At 47.5% G+C, this 16,513-nt stretch carries 15 protein-coding genes; 9 read left to right on the top strand and 6 right to left on the bottom strand.

Annotated features, from left to right (window positions below; translation table 11 throughout):
- The first annotated feature begins 98 nt into the window (after positions 1 to 98).
- Together DESRU_RS17010 and DESRU_RS17005 are read left to right on the top strand one after the other, a co-directional pair.
- Positions 99 to 1,346, top strand: a complete 1,248-nt coding sequence (locus DESRU_RS17010) for a CoB--CoM heterodisulfide reductase iron-sulfur subunit A family protein (RefSeq protein WP_013843325.1) — start codon at positions 99 to 101, stop codon at positions 1,344 to 1,346.
- 4 nt (positions 1,347 to 1,350) lie between these two features.
- Positions 1,351 to 3,537 carry a hydrogenase iron-sulfur subunit gene (locus DESRU_RS17005; RefSeq protein WP_013843324.1) on the top strand — a complete coding sequence of 729 codons (2,187 nt, stop codon included), beginning with the start codon at positions 1,351 to 1,353 and terminating at the stop codon, positions 3,535 to 3,537.
- 119 nt (positions 3,538 to 3,656) lie between these two features.
- On the opposite strand, the gene DESRU_RS17000 is transcribed toward DESRU_RS17005, so the two are convergent.
- Entirely contained in the window at positions 3,657 to 3,878 is a 222-nt protein-coding gene (locus DESRU_RS17000) for a polysaccharide deacetylase family protein (RefSeq protein WP_143758811.1), read from the bottom strand.
- A gap of 81 nt (positions 3,879 to 3,959) precedes the next feature.
- Positions 3,960 to 4,151 carry a polysaccharide deacetylase family protein gene (locus DESRU_RS21555; protein WP_081462038.1) on the bottom strand — a complete coding sequence of 64 codons (192 nt, stop codon included), beginning with the start codon at positions 4,149 to 4,151 and terminating at the stop codon, positions 3,960 to 3,962.
- A 316-nt stretch (positions 4,152 to 4,467) separates the two neighbouring features.
- Between DESRU_RS21555 and DESRU_RS16995 the strand changes: the two genes are divergently transcribed.
- The 3 genes from DESRU_RS16995 to larAH6 all read left to right on the top strand — a co-directional run bounded on the left by DESRU_RS16995 (position 4,468) and on the right by larAH6 (position 8,385).
- Positions 4,468 to 5,586, top strand: a complete 1,119-nt coding sequence (locus tag DESRU_RS16995) for an HD-GYP domain-containing protein (RefSeq protein ID WP_013843323.1) — start codon at positions 4,468 to 4,470, stop codon at positions 5,584 to 5,586.
- A 133-nt stretch (positions 5,587 to 5,719) separates the two neighbouring features.
- On the top strand, positions 5,720 to 6,859 hold the full coding sequence (locus DESRU_RS16990; RefSeq protein WP_013843322.1) for a S1C family serine protease: 1,140 nt from the start codon (positions 5,720 to 5,722) through the stop codon (positions 6,857 to 6,859).
- A gap of 278 nt (positions 6,860 to 7,137) precedes the next feature.
- The gene (gene larAH6, locus DESRU_RS16985) at positions 7,138 to 8,385 is read left to right on the top strand and encodes a nickel-dependent malate racemase, LarAH6 family (RefSeq protein WP_013843321.1); all 1,248 of its coding nucleotides are present in this window, start codon (positions 7,138 to 7,140) and stop codon (positions 8,383 to 8,385) included.
- Here the strand turns inward: larAH6 and DESRU_RS16980 are convergent.
- From DESRU_RS16980 to DESRU_RS16970, 3 genes are read right to left on the bottom strand one after another with little or no spacing between them, the layout of a single operon-like run.
- The gene (locus tag DESRU_RS16980) at positions 8,318 to 9,655 is read right to left on the bottom strand and encodes a polysaccharide deacetylase family protein (protein ID WP_013843320.1); all 1,338 of its coding nucleotides are present in this window, start codon (positions 9,653 to 9,655) and stop codon (positions 8,318 to 8,320) included. The two genes, larAH6 and DESRU_RS16980, sit on opposite strands and share 68 nt — an antisense overlap.
- Before the next feature lie 5 nt (positions 9,656 to 9,660).
- Complete coding sequence (locus tag DESRU_RS16975; RefSeq protein ID WP_013843319.1) at positions 9,661 to 10,842, bottom strand: MFS transporter; 1,182 nt, start codon at positions 10,840 to 10,842, stop codon at positions 9,661 to 9,663.
- Positions 10,843 to 10,855: 13 nt separating this feature from the next.
- A complete protein-coding gene (locus DESRU_RS16970) occupies positions 10,856 to 11,314 on the bottom strand; it encodes a divergent PAP2 family protein (RefSeq protein WP_238446318.1) in 459 nt (152 codons plus the stop codon).
- A gap of 222 nt (positions 11,315 to 11,536) precedes the next feature.
- Here DESRU_RS16970 and DESRU_RS16965 point away from each other — a divergent pair, with 222 nt between their 5' ends.
- Complete coding sequence (locus DESRU_RS16965; protein WP_013843317.1) at positions 11,537 to 12,586, top strand: glycosyl hydrolase family 18 protein; 1,050 nt, start codon at positions 11,537 to 11,539, stop codon at positions 12,584 to 12,586.
- A 44-nt stretch (positions 12,587 to 12,630) separates the two neighbouring features.
- Here the strand turns inward: DESRU_RS16965 and DESRU_RS21000 are convergent, their stop codons facing one another.
- Positions 12,631 to 12,777: a hypothetical protein gene (locus tag DESRU_RS21000; RefSeq protein WP_013843316.1), complete on the bottom strand. Its 147-nt coding sequence runs from the start codon at positions 12,775 to 12,777 to the stop codon at positions 12,631 to 12,633.
- A 178-nt stretch (positions 12,778 to 12,955) separates the two neighbouring features.
- Here DESRU_RS21000 and DESRU_RS16960 point away from each other — a divergent pair, with 178 nt between their 5' ends.
- The 3 genes from DESRU_RS16960 to DESRU_RS16950 all read left to right on the top strand — a co-directional run bounded on the left by DESRU_RS16960 (position 12,956) and on the right by DESRU_RS16950 (position 16,496).
- Entirely contained in the window at positions 12,956 to 13,174 is a 219-nt protein-coding gene (locus DESRU_RS16960; protein WP_013843315.1) for a FeoA family protein, read from the top strand.
- Between the two features lie 125 nt (positions 13,175 to 13,299).
- A complete protein-coding gene (gene feoB / locus DESRU_RS16955) occupies positions 13,300 to 15,240 on the top strand; it encodes a ferrous iron transport protein B (protein ID WP_013843314.1) in 1,941 nt (646 codons plus the stop codon).
- 14 nt (positions 15,241 to 15,254) lie between these two features.
- On the top strand, positions 15,255 to 16,496 hold the full coding sequence (locus DESRU_RS16950; RefSeq protein WP_041275466.1) for a D-alanyl-D-alanine carboxypeptidase family protein: 1,242 nt from the start codon (positions 15,255 to 15,257) through the stop codon (positions 16,494 to 16,496).
- The last annotated feature ends 17 nt before the right edge of the window (positions 16,497 to 16,513 follow it).

The following is a 16,513-nucleotide window of genomic DNA, read 5'->3' as shown; positions in this document are numbered from 1 at the left end:
CATTTCTTCTGGCAGGGTATGTAAAGTTTTCAAAAGAGTGGTTATTCACCTATCCATTGGCCATGAGCCAACCGACAATTGGACTAGGGAGTGAGAAAATGGCAAATAAAAGCATATTAGTGGTTGGCGGCGGTATTAGTGGTATTACTGCTGCTGTTGAAGCCGCTGAAGTGGGCTATGAAGTGTTCTTAGTAGAAAAGAACGCTTACCTGGGTGGCAAGGTATCTCAAATTAATGAGTACTTCCCCAAACTTTGCCCGCCGAACTGCGGTTTGGAAATTAATTTTCAAAGAATTAAAAAGAATCCTAGGATCAGAGTGATCACCCTGGCCGAAGTTGAAAATATCTCCGGTCAGGAAGGGAACTTTGACGTAACGGTTAAGATTCGCCCCCGTTATATTACCGATGGCTGCACCGGCTGCGGCAAATGTGCGGAAGTATGCCCGGTAGAAAGAGCCGATGATTTTAATTTCGGCCTGTCGAAAACCAAGGCGGCTTACCTGCCCCAGCCCTTTGCTTTCCCCATGAAATATATCATTGATAACACAGCCTGCACCGGAAGCTCCTGCGGTAAATGTGCGGAAGCCTGCGAATTTAAGGCTGTGGACCTGAATATGGGCGAAAAAACCATGAATTTCAATGTTGGCGCTGTTATTTGGGCCACCGGCTGGGATTCTTATGCCGTAGAAAAACTGGCCAATTACGGCAGTGGTACCGTAACCAATGCCATTTCCAACATTATGATGGAAAGACTGTCTGCCTTGACCGGACCCACCAATGGCAAGATCCTCCGTCCTTCGGACGGCAAAGAGCCGAAAAATATTGCCTTTGTTCAGTGTGCCGGTTCCCGGGATGAAAACCATCAAAAGGCCTGTTCCTCCGTATGCTGCATGGCTACCCTGAAACAAATCAGCTATGTTAAGAAGCAGTACCCGGAGGCCAAGGTAACCATTTACTACATGGATATTCGGGCCATGGGTAAACACGAAGACTTCTATAACAAGATTAAGGAATATGACATCACCATGATTAAAGGGAAGCCTTCCGAGATTAAGGAAGATGCCGAAACCAAGGATGTTATGGTGCTGTCGGAAAACCAGATTACCCAGGAAATCAGCGAACTGAAGTATGATATGGTGGTTCTGGCTACCGGTATGGCGCCTGCCACTGCCGCCGCCAAAGTTCCTGCTGCAGTAGCCTACGATGTGGATGGTTTTGTATTAAGCGGTTCCGCACCCGGTATCTACGCTGCCGGTTGTGTAGCGAAACCGGGAGATGTTGCTTCTACGGTTCAAGGTGCAACAGCCGCTGTAATTAAAGCCATTCAATCTACAGTGAGGGGGTAAGACAATGGCTAAAAAACTAGGATTCTTTCTTTGCACCGGTTGCGGCATTGGCGAGGCCCTCGATGCAGCGGCTTTAACCAAAGTTGCAGCGAAGGAATATAAAATTCCTGTATGCAAAGAACACAATTATCTTTGCTCTGCAGAAGGTGTTGATTTAATTAAGGCGGAGGTTGAAGGACAAGGTCTGGACGGCGTTATTATAGCCGCTTGCTCCAGCCGTGTGAATGGCGATGTTTTTAGATTTCCCGGAGCTTTTCTTGACCGCGTAAACCTTCGTGAGCAGTGCATTTGGGTCCACGAGGCCGATGATGAAGATACTCAGATGCTGGCTGAAGACCAAATTCGTATGAGTTGTGAAAAAGCAAAAGCAGCCACGGTCCCGGAACCTTATGTAGGAGAAGATCTTTCTAAAACGGTTTTGGTTGTTGGCGGCGGTTTGGCCGGTATGACGGCGGCTCTGGAAGCGGGCAAGGCCGGCTATCCTGTGGTTTTGGTTGAAAAAGAAGCAACCCTTGGCGGCTGGTTAAACAAAGTTTACAAAACCACCCCCATGGCGGCTCCCTTTACCACCCCCGAAGACCCCAACGTTGCCGGTCGTGTGGCTGAAATTGAAGCCAACGGTAACATTAAAGTATATACCGGTGCGGTGATTGAAAAGATTGCCGGCGGGCCGGGTATGTTTGACGCTGAAATTAATCAAGGCGGCAATATTGTGGCTGAAAGAGTGGGCGCCATTATTCTCGCCACCGGTTCCAAAGACAATGTGGCCAATCTGGATCATCTGGGTTACGGCAAATATGCCAATGTCATTACCCATGCTGATTTTGAAGCCATGGCCAAAGCCGGCAATATCGGAGCGCAAAAGGTTGCTTTTATCCAGTGCGCCGGTTCCCGGGATGCCGAGCGTCTGCCTTACTGCTCCGCTGCCTGCTGCGTAGAAACCTTGAAACAGACCATTATTTTAAAGGAACTGGCTCCAGAGGCCACCGCCTATGTCTTTTATAAGGATATCCGTAGTTCCGGACAATATGAACATTTTTATAAAGCCGGACAGGAAACCGGTGCTATATTTATTAAAGGCGATATTAAAGAAATTACCGAAGCCGGCGGCAAGCTGGTTGTGGAATCCGAAGATATTTTACTGGGCGGCAATGCCCGGGTGGAAGACATTGATTTAGTGGTTCTGGCCAATGGCATGATCCCTAGCAACAAGGCTACCGAAGCCATTGTCGCTGCCGCCGCTCAGGACGATGCCGGGGCAGAAGCGGCTGCAACCCAGGAAGCGGCGGAGAAGATCCTGAATCTGCAATATAGACAAGGACCGGAACTGCCCAATTTGAAATATGGCTTCCCTGACTCCCATTTTATTTGCTTCCCCTATGAAACGCGCCGTACCGGTATCTATGCCTGCGGTAGTGTAAGGGCGCCCATGGATATGGCCAAGGCTGTTGGCGATGCCACCGGAGCTGCCTTAAAGGCGATCCAGGTTGTTGAATCAACCGCCGGCGGTGCCGCTGTTCATCCCAGAAGCGGCGACCTGTCTTATCCTGAATTTGCTTTACAGCGCTGCACCCAGTGCAAGAGATGCACGGAAGAATGTCCTTTTGGCGCCATTAACGAAGACGCCAAAGGCAATCCCCTGCCAAACCCCACCCGTTGCAGAAGATGCGGTACTTGCATGGGTGCTTGCCCCGAGCGGATTATCTCTTTCAAAAACTACTCGGTGGGTATGATCGGCAACATGGTGAAGGCTGTAGAGGTACCTGAAGAGGATGAGGAAAAACCAAGAATTCTGATCCTGGCTTGTGAAAACGATGCTATTCCTGCCCTGGATATGGCCGGTATCAACCGCCTGAAGTACAACTCCTGGGTACGGATTGTTCCTGTTCGCTGCCTGGGTTCTTTGAACCTAGTATGGATTGCCGACTCTATGTCCAAAGGCTTTGACGGTGTCCTGCTGTTAGGCTGCAAGCATGGCGAAGATTATCAGTGCCACTTTATGAAGGGTTCTGAGATTGCAGAGATCCGCCTGTCTAAAGTCTCCGAGACATTGGACCGCCTGGGACTGGAATCCGACCGGGTACGCATGATGCAAATTAATATCATGGATTATGCCGAACTGCCGGCCATCCTTGACAAGTTCTCAGAGGACCTGGAAGAGTTTGGCCCCAACCCCATGAAGGGATTCTAAGAACAGCCATAAGGAAGAGAACCCTGCCGTTCAGGCAGGGTTTTTAATTTATGTTGATTCGTATAAAATTTTAAAGAATAAACCGTCTATACCAAGCAGCAGGATGGTTAATGTTTTTATTACAGGACCTTTTTTCTTTCGTTAATTAGGGTATAAAATGGCTCCTGGGCCAAAGAGTCAAATTCGCTTTGTTCCATTTCCAACATCTCAGTGAGGGGGATAACCTGATATCCTTTTTTCTTAAGACCGTTCAGCAGGAGCGGAAGAGCTTGAGCGGTTTTACTGCGATCCAGGAGACCATCATGCAGCAGGATAATGCTGCCCGGTTCAATTTTTCTCAAAACCCGGTCCACTATCTCTCCGGGGTAGGAGTAGATTTGTTTTCAATGCAAAGGATTCAAAGGACCTCCTGCATTCCCAGGTCAGAAACGGCTGCTGAAACCTCCTGCTGCCACATTTTCTCCGGTTACAAAAAAAGTGGCCCGTAGGTGATAAGCTTTTAGGATATCCAGAATAAGCAGAGTATACCACGGGTCCGGGCCATCATCAAAAGTGAGGGCCAGTACTTTCTGGGAGGTGTTCACCCGGTAGATTACCCGAGTTAAGCAAAGCAATCCGAGATCGGTTCAGAGCTAGTTTATGGAAACACAAGCCGAATAATAGAAAGATAAAAACGAGAAAGCAAAGCTTTAGTTTTGCATTCATGTTTCTCCCCTCCTCTTTGGATGGTATTTCATATTTAAAATACAATCAATAGCTAATGTAGTGCAAACAAAATTGTTTTAGGTGCCTCAGTCCTTGATAACAGATACATAATTTTAAATAAATGGGGCTAGCAAATCGTCGGCAAAAATTATATTATAATATTATTGCAGGAATATTAAGGAAAAAGAAGAATTTATAGGGTGACTGTTTTATGGAGGATGCATCATGCGACGGGTGCGAGTTACAGAGCTAAAGCCAGGGATGAAGGTAGGACGGCCCATTCGAAACAGTGATGGGGTGGTTCTGCTGAACGCCGGAGTCATTCTGAATGAAAAATATATCAATCGATTACGTTTATTAAACATTCCTTCATTATATATTGATGATGGTTTTTTGCCGGATATTGAAATTCACGATGTGATACCGGAGGAAACTCGCGTTAAAGCCATTACACAAGTAAAAGCCATATTAAGCCAACATACTAAATCCCTGGGAGGAACGGTCCGGGGATCCGAAAAGATATATACCACTGTGAATGAAATCATTGATCAGTTATTAAATAATACCCGTTTACTGGTTAATCTGGTGGATATTCGAACCATGGATGACTATGTTTTTGCCCATTCGGTAAATGTTTGTGTGCTGGCGCTGATGACAGGGATTGCTTTAGGCTACGAGCGGGCTAAACTATTTCACTTGGGCATGGGTGCTCTCCTGCATGATATTGGAAAAATATTTGTGCCTAAGGAGATTTTAGATAAACCCGGTAAATTAACCGTAGAGGAATATGAAATTGTAAAGAGCCATCCGGATTTTGGCCTGCAAATATTAAAGAATAATCCCGTAGTTAGCAGTTTATCTCGGTTGGTGGTGCATCAGCACCATGAGCGTTTCGGCGGGCAAGGATATCCCAAGGGATTAAGGGACACAGAAATTCATGAATTTGCTCAAATAACAGGTATGGTGGATATGTATGATGCCTTGACGGCGGACCGGGTATACCGTAAGGCCTTTCCGCCCTATGAAGCTTATGAAATGATTTCAGGAGCCGGCGACTACCTCTTTTCCTATCATTTGATTGAACCCTTTCTATCCAACATAGCCGCTTATCCGGCAGGAACCATTGTAGAATTAAATACAGGGGAAACCGCGGTGGTGCTTTGTACTTCCAAGGGGTCCTCTTTATACCCCAGGGTGAGGATATTGTTTGATAGTCAAAAAGAACCGGTCAGTGTGGTAACAGAGCTTGAACTTCTGGACTATCGAAATATAGTAATTCAACGGGTCCTGGATGAACCGGAATGCACAGATTTAACGCAGGATTTTAGCAATAGCAGCCTATAACAATCCCGGCCCGGCCGGGGTTTTTTTTAACTGCTTGAGAAAATAGAAAGATTACGCTTCATTGCCGTTAATTTTTTTAATAAAGGTAAATATATTGTTTGTTTTGATCATAATAAAAATTAGGAGGATGATCATGTTGCCCTGGAGAAAAATCGCCGTTGTAATGCTTGTTTTAATCCTGTTGCCGGGGCTCCTGTTTGCCGGAGGGTGTGGAGCGGACCGGGAGGTTGCGCCGGAACAGGCCGGCAGCCAGGAAAAAGTATCGGATGCCGCGCTGCCGGGCGTGGGGCCTGACACCATTGCCGATATTGTGGCCCAGGCGGGACCGGCTGTGGTAAAGATCAATACCCTGGTTCAGGTAGGGGGAGACGGCCGGGAAAGCCCCTTTTCCAATGATCCTTTTTTTCGGCAATTTTTCGGCTTAAATTCCCAGCCCCAGTATCAAAACGGATTGGGCTCCGGATTTATTATTTCTAAAGACGGTTATATTCTTACCAATGACCATGTGGTTGAAGGAGCAGAAAACATTACGGTGGTGGTTAAGGGTGATAAAAAGACCTATTCGGGAAAACTGGTGGGTTTGGATCCTGCTCTGGACCTGGCTGTGATTAAGATTGACGGAAAAGAGTTCCCCACCCTGCCCCTGGGAGATTCGGATCAAATCCGGGTAGGAAATTGGGTCATTGCCATTGGAAGCCCCTTTGGGCTGGAGGATACGGTGACCATCGGGGTTATCAGCGCCAAAGAAAGGCCGGTGGAAATTGATAACCGTTCCTTTGATAATCTGCTGCAAACCGATGCTTCCATTAACCCGGGAAACAGCGGCGGCCCTTTGCTCAATCTAAAGGGAGAAGTGGTTGGCATCAACACGGCCATTAATGCCGAGGCCCAGGGCATTGGTTTTGCTGTTCCGGCCAACACCGTAAAGGAAGTACTGGATGAACTCATCAAGGAGGGGAAAGTTAGAAGACCCTGGTTAGGAGTCCAAATTCAGCCGGTGACTCCGGATGTGGCTGAATATCTCAATTATAATTCCTCTGAGGGTGCTGTTATTGGCGGGGTGGTTTCAGGAGGACCCGCCAGTAAAGCCGGTTTAAAAGAAGGAGATATTATTACCGCCATAGACGGGACCAAGATTGCCACTCCGGATGAATTAATTAAAACCATACAAAAAAAGAAAATAGGAACTCAAGTGGAAATAGAGGTCTTTCGCCGGGGTGAAACCATAAAAATTAAAATTACAACCATGGAAAGACCGGCCGATATGAACTAAAAATAAGGAACGCCATAAACAGGGGGCTGATGCAAAAAGAACCCGGAAAGGTTTCTGCTGCGCAGCCCCTAATTTTCTAAAGAATGGAAGAGAATAGAACAAGGATTTTGCGGATTTCCATGGATTTTTACGGATTTAATCATCTTTAAATAAAATCCGCGTAAATCTGTATCACCCGTTCAATCCATGTTCCATTTTTTTACGGTTGTGCGTCGTTTATCTGCTTGATCTTTAACGCGCTATTAAGACGGAGAAAATAACAGGTGGGAGGATTCTTTTTGAAGCTGGTCTTTAACTACGGCAAGGAGAGTCTGGGACTCAATATTCAAGACCAACACATCGTAGATATTGTGAGAGCGTCAATGCCGGCAGCGGGCCATGCTGAGTGGGAAATAATGCGTGCTCTCAATGAACCTCTGGGTTGTCCTTCGCTGACAACTTTAATCCGGCAAAAAAACCCTAAAAAAGTCGTACTGGTGGTAACGGATATTTCCCGGCCGGTTCCCCAGCAATGGGCGCTGCCCCCATTATTGGAACAGATCCATGAGGCCGGGTTGAAGAGGGAACAACTGACCTTTGTGATCGCTACCGGAGCTCACCGCCCCAACACCCCCGAAGAAACCCGGGAGTCCTTTGGAGATATGGTAGATTGTTATCGGTTTATCAATCACAATTGTGACAGCAACCTGGTATCCATGGGTTTTTTACAGGATGGAAGCGAACTCCTGGTTAATGAAAAAGTGGCTGAAGCCGATATGATAGTTACCGTTGGGGCTGTGATGCCTCATAATTTAGCAGGATTTTCCGGAGGACCTAAGTTAATTTGTCCCGGGGTGGCCGGTCGAAAAACCATTCAAGCCAACCATAGTATGATGGAAAAACAGGGGGTGGGCCCCGGTAAAACTTCCGGCAATCCCATACAGGAGCAATTTTGGCAGGCGGCGGAGCAAGTGGGTGTAGACTTTGCGGTTAATCTGGTGTTAAATCATGAAAATAGCATTTTAAAAGCTTTTGCCGGCAATCCCAAAAGGTCATGGCAGGAAGCTTGTGTTTATTGCCGGAAGGTTTACCGCTTGCCGCTGCCGGAACCGGCAAGCGTGGTCCTGGCCGGTGCGGGGGGGTATCCCCGGGATATGAACCTGTACCAGTCCGTAAAGGCGTTAATCAATGCCGCGCGATTGGTGCGACCGGGGGGAACCGTTGTGCTGGTGGCTCAATGCCGGGACGGCATGGGAGAACCGCTGTTTCAAAAATGGATGCAGGAAGCGCAAAAACCGGAGGATGTGCTGGAACGGTTTAAACAACAAGGCTTTAGCCTGGGACCCCATAAAGCCTTTATGATCTGCCGGGTATTAAAAAAAATAGAAGTGGTTCTGATTTCTGATTTAGCACAATCAAAAATACAAGGACCTCTTCTGAAAGCTGTAACCCATTGGGAACAAGCTGAAAGGGAAATCATTAAGAGGCATGGTTCCAATTACCGGATGGTAATACTTCCACAGGCAGAATTGGTGTTTCCTTTATAGAAGCTTCCTCCAGCAAATAGCGTTTTATCAGTTCCTGTCTGGAGATAATAACCTTTTTGGGCACCAGTTTGCTCCACTGCTTGCGGAGATGGGTCAATCCACCGGGATGAAGGAGGAAAAGCAGCCAGCGCTGATACCAGGCAATAACCGGACGAATACCCGGCGATAAATCATAAACAGAAAAGCCAAGCTGTGCTGTCCCGCGGTGGATCATGGTAACGCCAATCAGGGCCTTGATGCCCTGGCAGGCAGGGTCCTGGGATATTTTTTGGGCCAGTTGGGGGAGGGATCGTCTGGTTTCCCGCAGGACTCGGACGGCAACCCGCTCAATAGAGGCGGTGGTAGAGGTGATGGATTGCAGCAAATCGTTATTCAAATGCAGTTCTCCCACCTTATCTCCGGGATTTAACAATGTACCATCGGGTAACTGCATCATCTTGCCGCGGTAATTTCGTACCGTCAAACGGAACAAATCTCCTACAGGCTGCAACCCGGCAGCCTTTGCAAAACCATATTCCCATACCTGCCATAAACCGCGCAAAGCCCTTTTAACCATTGACGTATCCTGAAAAGCCATTTCTTCCAATTTTACAGGTTTGAGCTTCCGATTCTTAAGCTCTTCTAAAATTCCGGGTAATGCTTCCAGCATTTTGGCCGGACCGTCTTCCGCTGCCCCGGGTTTAGTGCAGCGGTCATGGAAAACCACCACCGACCCGGGTTTTATTTTTTTCAAAACACAAGAGGTAATTTTTTTAGAGGTGGACCTTGGCGCCCAGTCCTGACTCATGAAAGACCATAAAAGAATCTTTTGCTTATTAAACCGCAGGAAAAGGAAGGAAGCAAAATTAAAAACGCCCCAGGAGGGCCGGTAAAAAACCGGTGCGTTCCCTGTAATTTTAGTAATGGACTGGTTTCCCCGGGAAATTTCACGGATGGAGGAAAAGGGCCCTTGCAACCAACTGAAGCCGTGTTGATAGCCGTGACTTCCCAGAGTATGACCTTCTGCGGCAATTTGACGGACTAAATCCGGGTGTCGTTCTGCCAGTTCTCCTACCACAAAAAAGCTGGCCTGAACATTGTGTTCCCGCAAAATTCTTAAAAGCTGCGGAGTAAAATGAGGGTCCGGGCCGTCATCAAAAGTTAAGGCCACCTGAGGGGTTCGCTGTCCGCGCCAAAGGACACCCAGGTGCAGGCAGCGGCCCAGAAGGGTGGGTAGCAGGATATAGATGAAAATAATAAGGCCAAAGAGCTCATAAATGCTGAAGGACATTTTAGTCACTCCCGGTCGTTTAATAGACAATCCATAGGATAAAAAAAGTAAAATAAGCCCATCAAGGCCAGAATCATGGCACTGAAAAAAATAGCTCCCGCAGGGTGAATAAGGCCTGAAATGAATCCTCCCAGAGCGGGCCCGGTGGCAATGCCCAGTCCCTCCAGGGTGCTGAAGAGGCCCCAACCCGTAGCCTGGTGCTCTGCGGGAATGGCTTCAGCCAATAAAGAGTTCCAGGAAGGAAGGATGATGGCATAGGAGATGCCCACCAGGATGACCAAAGCAAAAACCGCAGTTAAATTGTGTGTAAAAGGAACGGTTCCCAGGAAAATAGCGCTTAGGGTAAAGCCGGTGGTAAGAACGGCTTTTAGAGAGAACCTGTCAATCAGTTTTCCCATGGGAATCAAAAATAAAACCGTGGCGGCTCCCCCGCAGGTGAGCAATAAACCATACTGCCTGGAATCCAAGCCCAGAATCTGGGTGGCATAAAGAGGGAGGATGGGCAGCAGGAGACTGGCGGCCAGGGTTTGCAAAAACATGCCCGGCAGCAGCAGCTTGACAAACCATTCTTTGGAGGCAATCTGATTCAGTTGTTTCATCAGAGAAATGCGAGGACCTCCATGGTTTTTGCTTGGAACCGGGATAAACAGCACCAATAAGGTGGCCATAATCCAGAGCAAAATAAGCATTTGAAAAGTATTGGCAAAACCCCAGGGCAGAATAAAATTAATTCCCACCGGGCCGATCCCGGCTCCCAGTAACCAGGCCATAAAAACCAGCCCGATCCGGGAGGCCCTGTCAGGATGCCCGCTGGGAGCAATCTGGCTGATGACCGCCAGCCACACAGGGGCAAAACCCAGACCAAAAATGGCGGCCAGGAGAATCATGCACCATTGGGTCTCTGTATGGTACAAACCAATAAGGGCAGCAAGACTCACCAAAACCCCGGTAACCAGAACCGGCCGTCCGTAACGGTCCAGATGATACCCGGCTGCAATTTTAAAAAGGGTTTCCGACAGGTACTGGGTGGAAACCACCACCCCGGCGGCCACAACGGAAAAACCTAAAAAATTAACGGAGTAGAGGGGCCAGAAGGTTAAAAAAAGGGCGCTGCGGATTAACTCCGTTAAAAATAACAAAATAATTAAGCCAAAATCCCGCAGATTTAAATGCAATGAATTAAACAATGAACGATTCTCCTTAGAAAACCACCGCAGCCATCACAATTCCGATGAGTGCGCCCACGGCCACCTCGGCCGGGGTATGACCGATCAATTCCTTTAAAGCCTTTACATTTTGTTTTCCATCCTGGCGGCCCATCTCTTCTAAAATTTGATTTAAAATTTTGGCCTGGTTGCCGGCCGCCCGCCGAACCCCCATAGCGTCGTACATCACAATGATGGCGAAAATAGCGGTAATGGTAAAAAGAGAAGAAGACCAACCATAACTGAGGCCTGCCACCGTAGCCAGAGCAGTTACCATAGCCGAATGGGAACTGGGCATGGAACCTGCTTCAAGAAACCTTTGCCACTGCCATTTTTTACTTTTCAGAGAGGCCAAAAGCCCCTTTAGGATCTGAGCGGTAAGAAAGGCAGACAGGGGAGCAAAAAGTATTTTATTTAAAATTAACCAGTAAAAAACATCCGGCAATCCTTTCACCTCGAGTAACCATAGCGACTGTATTATTACTTATTCTCTACGTTGTTAAGAAATCCTTGCAACTGTTTAATAATCAGAACTGTTTATAATCAATACCAGGCATTATATCAAAATCTTGACATCAATGGAAATAATATAGGGTTTCTTCAGAGGATTCCTTCTTGGTATGATGTTAGAAGCGGTGTATAAACCTGCTGAAATATACATATACAGGAGGAAATAATGACAAAAAGAAATTGGACAAGTCTGGGTTTCCTGTTCCTGTACCTGTTTACCTTTTATTTTACCCTATTCAACCCTTCTCCCGTTGCTGCCGCTGCTGAACAAAAACCGGTAATTCTAGGATACTACAGTAAAGACTGGTATACCGATGTGGATTCTTACCAATCCCTGGCTAAATATGGCAGCTACTTGGACTATACCGCTACTTTTACGGCTCAGATGGATCAAAATGGCGGGCTGGTAGTGGATTTTCTCCCCAGCGAAGGAATAAACCTGGCTTGGGAAAAAAATGTTAAACCTTTACTGGTGGTGCATAACATAAATAACGGAATGGATTCAGCGGCAGCGTCAGCGGTTTTAGGAAATCCGCAAAAAAGATGGAAACTAGCTGAAAACATTGCCTCGTTAGTTAAGAAAAATGGTTATGCCGGTGTCAATATTGATTTGGAAGCGGTGCCCGCTAAAAACCGCCAGGACTATAACCGTTTCCTATGGGAATTGAAGGGACTGTTAAAGGAAGGAAATTATTTGCTTACCGCCGCAGTGCCTGCTAAAACCAGTGACCAGCCCGGCAATCAGTGGTCCGGGGCCTATGACTATAAAGAAATTGGCACGGTTTGTGATTATGTTTTGTTAATGACCTATGATGAACACTGGGTGGGAGGGACGGCCGGTTCCATTGCCTCGATGCCGTGGCTGACTCAGGTTCTGGATTACGCCGTAAAACAAATGCCTTCTCAAAAAATATTATTGGGCCTGCCGGCTTATGGCTACGACTGGTCTGCCGGTTCGACTAAAACTGTTAAATGGAAAAATGTAAATGACTTAGTCAATCGCTACGGAGCTCAGATAAAGTGGGATAATACCAGCAGCACGCCTTATTTTTACTACTGGATCGGTTCTCAAAAGCATGAAGTCTGGTTTGAGAACCAATACAGCCTAAACATTAAGCTGGGGCTGTTGGACTCTTACAAGCTGGGCGGGGTTGGTATTTGGCGGTTGGGATTTGAGGATGAAAGTTTTTGGAACAGTATAAAAAAGGTAAAGTAAATTAATATCCCATAACCCATCAAGAAGAGTAGGGAGGCGTATTCCTACTCTTCTTTGGTTACCGCCAGCAGATAAATCTGCTGATTCATTTTGGCCAACTGGTTTAGCTTTCCCTGAGCATTGTTTAGTAAATCAAGTTGCTCGTCGGAGAGGGGAGCTACTTCCAATCCGTTTAAATTAATCTGGACCATGGGTAGCCTCCTTTATAAAGGGGATTTGTGGAAGGTCAAAATTTTTTCCTATAAAAATAGTATACCCGGCCCTTTGTCAATTACCCTGAAAAACTTCTTGCCAACTTATCACAGACCAGGCTACAATGATAAAGATACCCATTCTCTATGATAGAAAGTTTTTCTGGGAGGAAATACCATGATGTTGGATCAATGCAAAAAAGGCCAAAAGTTAAGAATTATGAGTATTTCTGATAATGGGTTAAAAACGCAGGCCATACGCTTTGGCATCTCCGAAGGGGCGGTTGTTACCTGTGAAGAAGTGGTCCCGGCGGGACCGGTGGTTGTACGCCTAGCCAAGCAGCAAATCGCCATTGGTCGGAACCTGGCCAAAAGTATTTTAGTAGAGTCTTTGTAAAAATTCCTGAAATTTATGAATGAATACCCTTGGCCGAATAAATATCTTTTTACGGTGGCGAAAGGGTATTTTTCACTTTTTATGGAATAGTATCTAAATGCCAATAGGAAGCGGAGTCGTACTGGATGAAGCAAACACAACCAACTCATTTCCAGAAAAGGATAACAGGAAAGAATATTGTCCTGGTAGGCAACCCCAATGTCGGAAAATCTGTGTTTTTCTCTTTTTTAACCGGCAAATATGCAGATGTGGCTAATTTCCCCGGCACAACCACCCAGCTTAAATGCGGGCGTTACGGCGAGGATGCTGTTACCGATACTCCAGGAATTTACGGCCTTTCATCCTTTAATGAAGAAGAAAAAATTGTCCGTGATATCGTCTTAAATGCGGATATTCTGGTTAATATTGTAGATGCGGTTCATTTAGAAAGGGATTTATTTTTAACCCAGCAGTTAATTGATACGGGTATTCCGGTTTTACTGGTGCTCAACATGATGGACGAGGCAGAAAAACAAGGCCTTAAAATCAAGGCCCGGGTATTAAGTGAAGAACTGGGTGTCCCGGTGCTTCCCACCATGGCTGTTAAGGGAATGGGCCTGGAAAAACTGAAGGTGGTTCTTTATCAGGCCAGGCCAGGACGGGTGTTGCCGGAAGTTCTAGGTAAGCTTGCAGAACTTCCCGATCAGGTACCCCGTCCGGAAAAGCTCCTGATTTTAGAGGGAGATTTCTATGTGTCTGCCAGAAACCAGTTGGAGCCGAGGGAATACAGGGACGAGCTTTACCAGGCACGACGCCGTTGGGTGAACCAACTGGTTGATAGGTCTGTAAAGGGCATTCGTGTGAGCCATAGCCTGGGGATGGCCTTAGGACGCTTGATGATTCAGCCGGTCACCGGCATTCCCATTTTGGTTTTAACCCTATGGGGCATTTACCAATTGATTGGTGTTTTTGTGGCTCAAACCGTGGTGGGTTTTACCGAAGAAACGCTGATGGGTCAGTATTTTGAGCCCATGGCCAGAGCCCTGGTGGGTTCCCTGGTTCTACCAAATTCAGCGGCTTATGAACTTCTGGTGGGTCATTTTGGCGTCATTACCATGACTGTGACCTATCTTTTTGGTCTACTGTTTCCCCTGGTTCTAGGTTTTCATTTAGTGTTGGCGCTGTTGGAAGATACCGGTTATCTGCCGCGCATTGCCACCTTATTGGACCGGGTCCTCACTTTCTTCGGACTCAACGGCCAGGCGGTAATTCCTTTTGTTTTGGGATTTGGCTGCGTAACCATGGCCCTAATGTCCACTCGTTTGTTGGGCTCCCAGCGGGAGCGGCGGATTGCCACCATCATTTTAGCTTTAACGGTTCCCTGTTCAGCCCAACTGGCCATTATCGCCACCATGCTGGCGGGCCTGGGGCCCGGCTTTGCAGCGGTGTACGGATTGACCATTATCAGTGTATTTATCGGCGGAGGCGTTCTCTTAAACCGGCTGGTGCCCGGCCAGTCTTCCTCCCTGTGGATTGACTTGCCTCCTTTGCGGCTGCCCGGGTTTAAAAATGTACTGAATAAAAGTTGGAAAAAAAGCATTGAGTTTATCCAGGAGGCGGGCCCCTTATTTCTTCTGGGATCCCTGGTCCTTGGCCTGCTGCATGTTTCCGGGGGGCTGGAGTCCATTGAGAATGCGGTGGTTCCCCTGACAGTGCACTGGCTGGGGCTGCCTAAGGAAGCTGCCGGCGGATTTATTATGGGGGTTATACGAAGGGAGTTTGGCACCGCCGGACTATTTTCCTTTCCCATGACCGACCTGCAAAAACTGGTGGCCCTCACCACCATCACTTTGTTTGTTCCTTGCATTGCTTCAGCCATGCTGATTTTCAAAGAAAGAGGCTGGCTGGAAGGCACCCTGATCTGGGTGGGGACCATTGGGGCAGCCTGTCTGATCGGGGGGACAATGAATCAACTCCTCTCACTATTTGAGACAATTTTGCCCGGCAGTTCACCGCTGACCATGCTGGCCGGCACCATTTTTCTGGCCTTGGCGTCCATTTTGGGTTTAAGTCGGGTAAATTTGTAAACACTTTTTAATGGGTGGTATTATTGCAGATAAGAATCATTCTCCTGGTTTTATTATATCTCTTGTTCCTGCCGCTTCCGGCCCTAGGGCAGCAACCACCGCAAATAAGCGGTGAAACGGCGGTTCTCATGGATGCCCAAACGGGCGTGGTCCTTTATGGCAAAGAAGAAAATAAGAAGATGTACCCGGCCAGCACCACCAAAGTACTGACAGCCCTGGTGGCACTGGAACGGGCCCGCTTAACGGACATGGTGACCATCGGCTCCGATGCCGCCCATGCCGGAGGATCAGCCATCTGGCTGGCTGAAGGGGAACGCCTGACCTTGGAGGAACTCCTTTACGCCTTGCTTTTAAATTCGGCCAACGATGCCGGAGTGGCCATTGCCCAGCATATAGCGGGATCGGTGGAAAAATTTGCCGAGATCAGCAATGACCGGGCCAGGGAATTGGGGGCGAAGAACACTCATTTTACCAATCCCCATGGCATGCCGGACGAAAACCACTACACCACCGCCTATGATCTGGCATTAATCGGCCGGAAAGCCATGGAGAATAAGGATTTTCGTAAGATCGTTGCTACCGTAAACCATGAGATACCCCGGGCGGACCCGGAGGCCCAACGGTACCTTTTTAATCATAATAAACTGCTCTGGAGCAGTGTTTATGGTTATCAAGGAGCCACGGGACTTAAAACCGGATATACCGTGGAAGCCGGACAGTGTATTGTTGCTTCAGCCGAGAGAGACGGGAGAGAATTAATCGCCGTTGTGCTTCATGCTGAAGGAAGCAATCTTTGGACTGATGCCATTGCACTGCTGAACTACGGCTTTGCCAATTTTGAAAATCAGCAGATTCTTGACAGTAAAAAGATCCTGACCAGCCTGCCTGTTCAATATGGCAAAGGAAAAGTGAATCTGGCGCCAGCCGGGGATTATTTCTATACTTTTTCGGTGGGAGAGAAAGACAAACTGGATATCAAACTAGAGCCGGCCGCAGAGGTTAACGCACCGGTGGCCAAAGGCCAGGTGCTGGGAAATGTGATCCTTAGCCTGGACGGAAAGACCATTGAAAGAATGGAACTGATCGCAGCCCAGGATGTGGAAAAGGACTGGTTTGCTTGGGGCAAAAGTGTTGCTTACTGGAGTATACCTCCCTTTCTAATCCTTTTATGGGTTCGCAGAAAGATAAGGCTGAGGCGGGCAAGGCGAAAAAGAGCCCTTCGGCGAAAGCGGTATTACAGTGACTTGATGGAGTAGCGCATTGACACCTGTCG

It is taken from the genome of Desulforamulus ruminis DSM 2154, from assembly GCF_000215085.1.
GTDB classification, from domain to species: Bacteria; Bacillota; Desulfotomaculia; order Desulfotomaculales; family Desulfotomaculaceae; genus Desulfotomaculum; species Desulfotomaculum ruminis.
The sequence above is the reverse complement of the archived record's forward strand: the minus strand, read 5'-3'. Positions and strand labels throughout refer to the sequence as shown.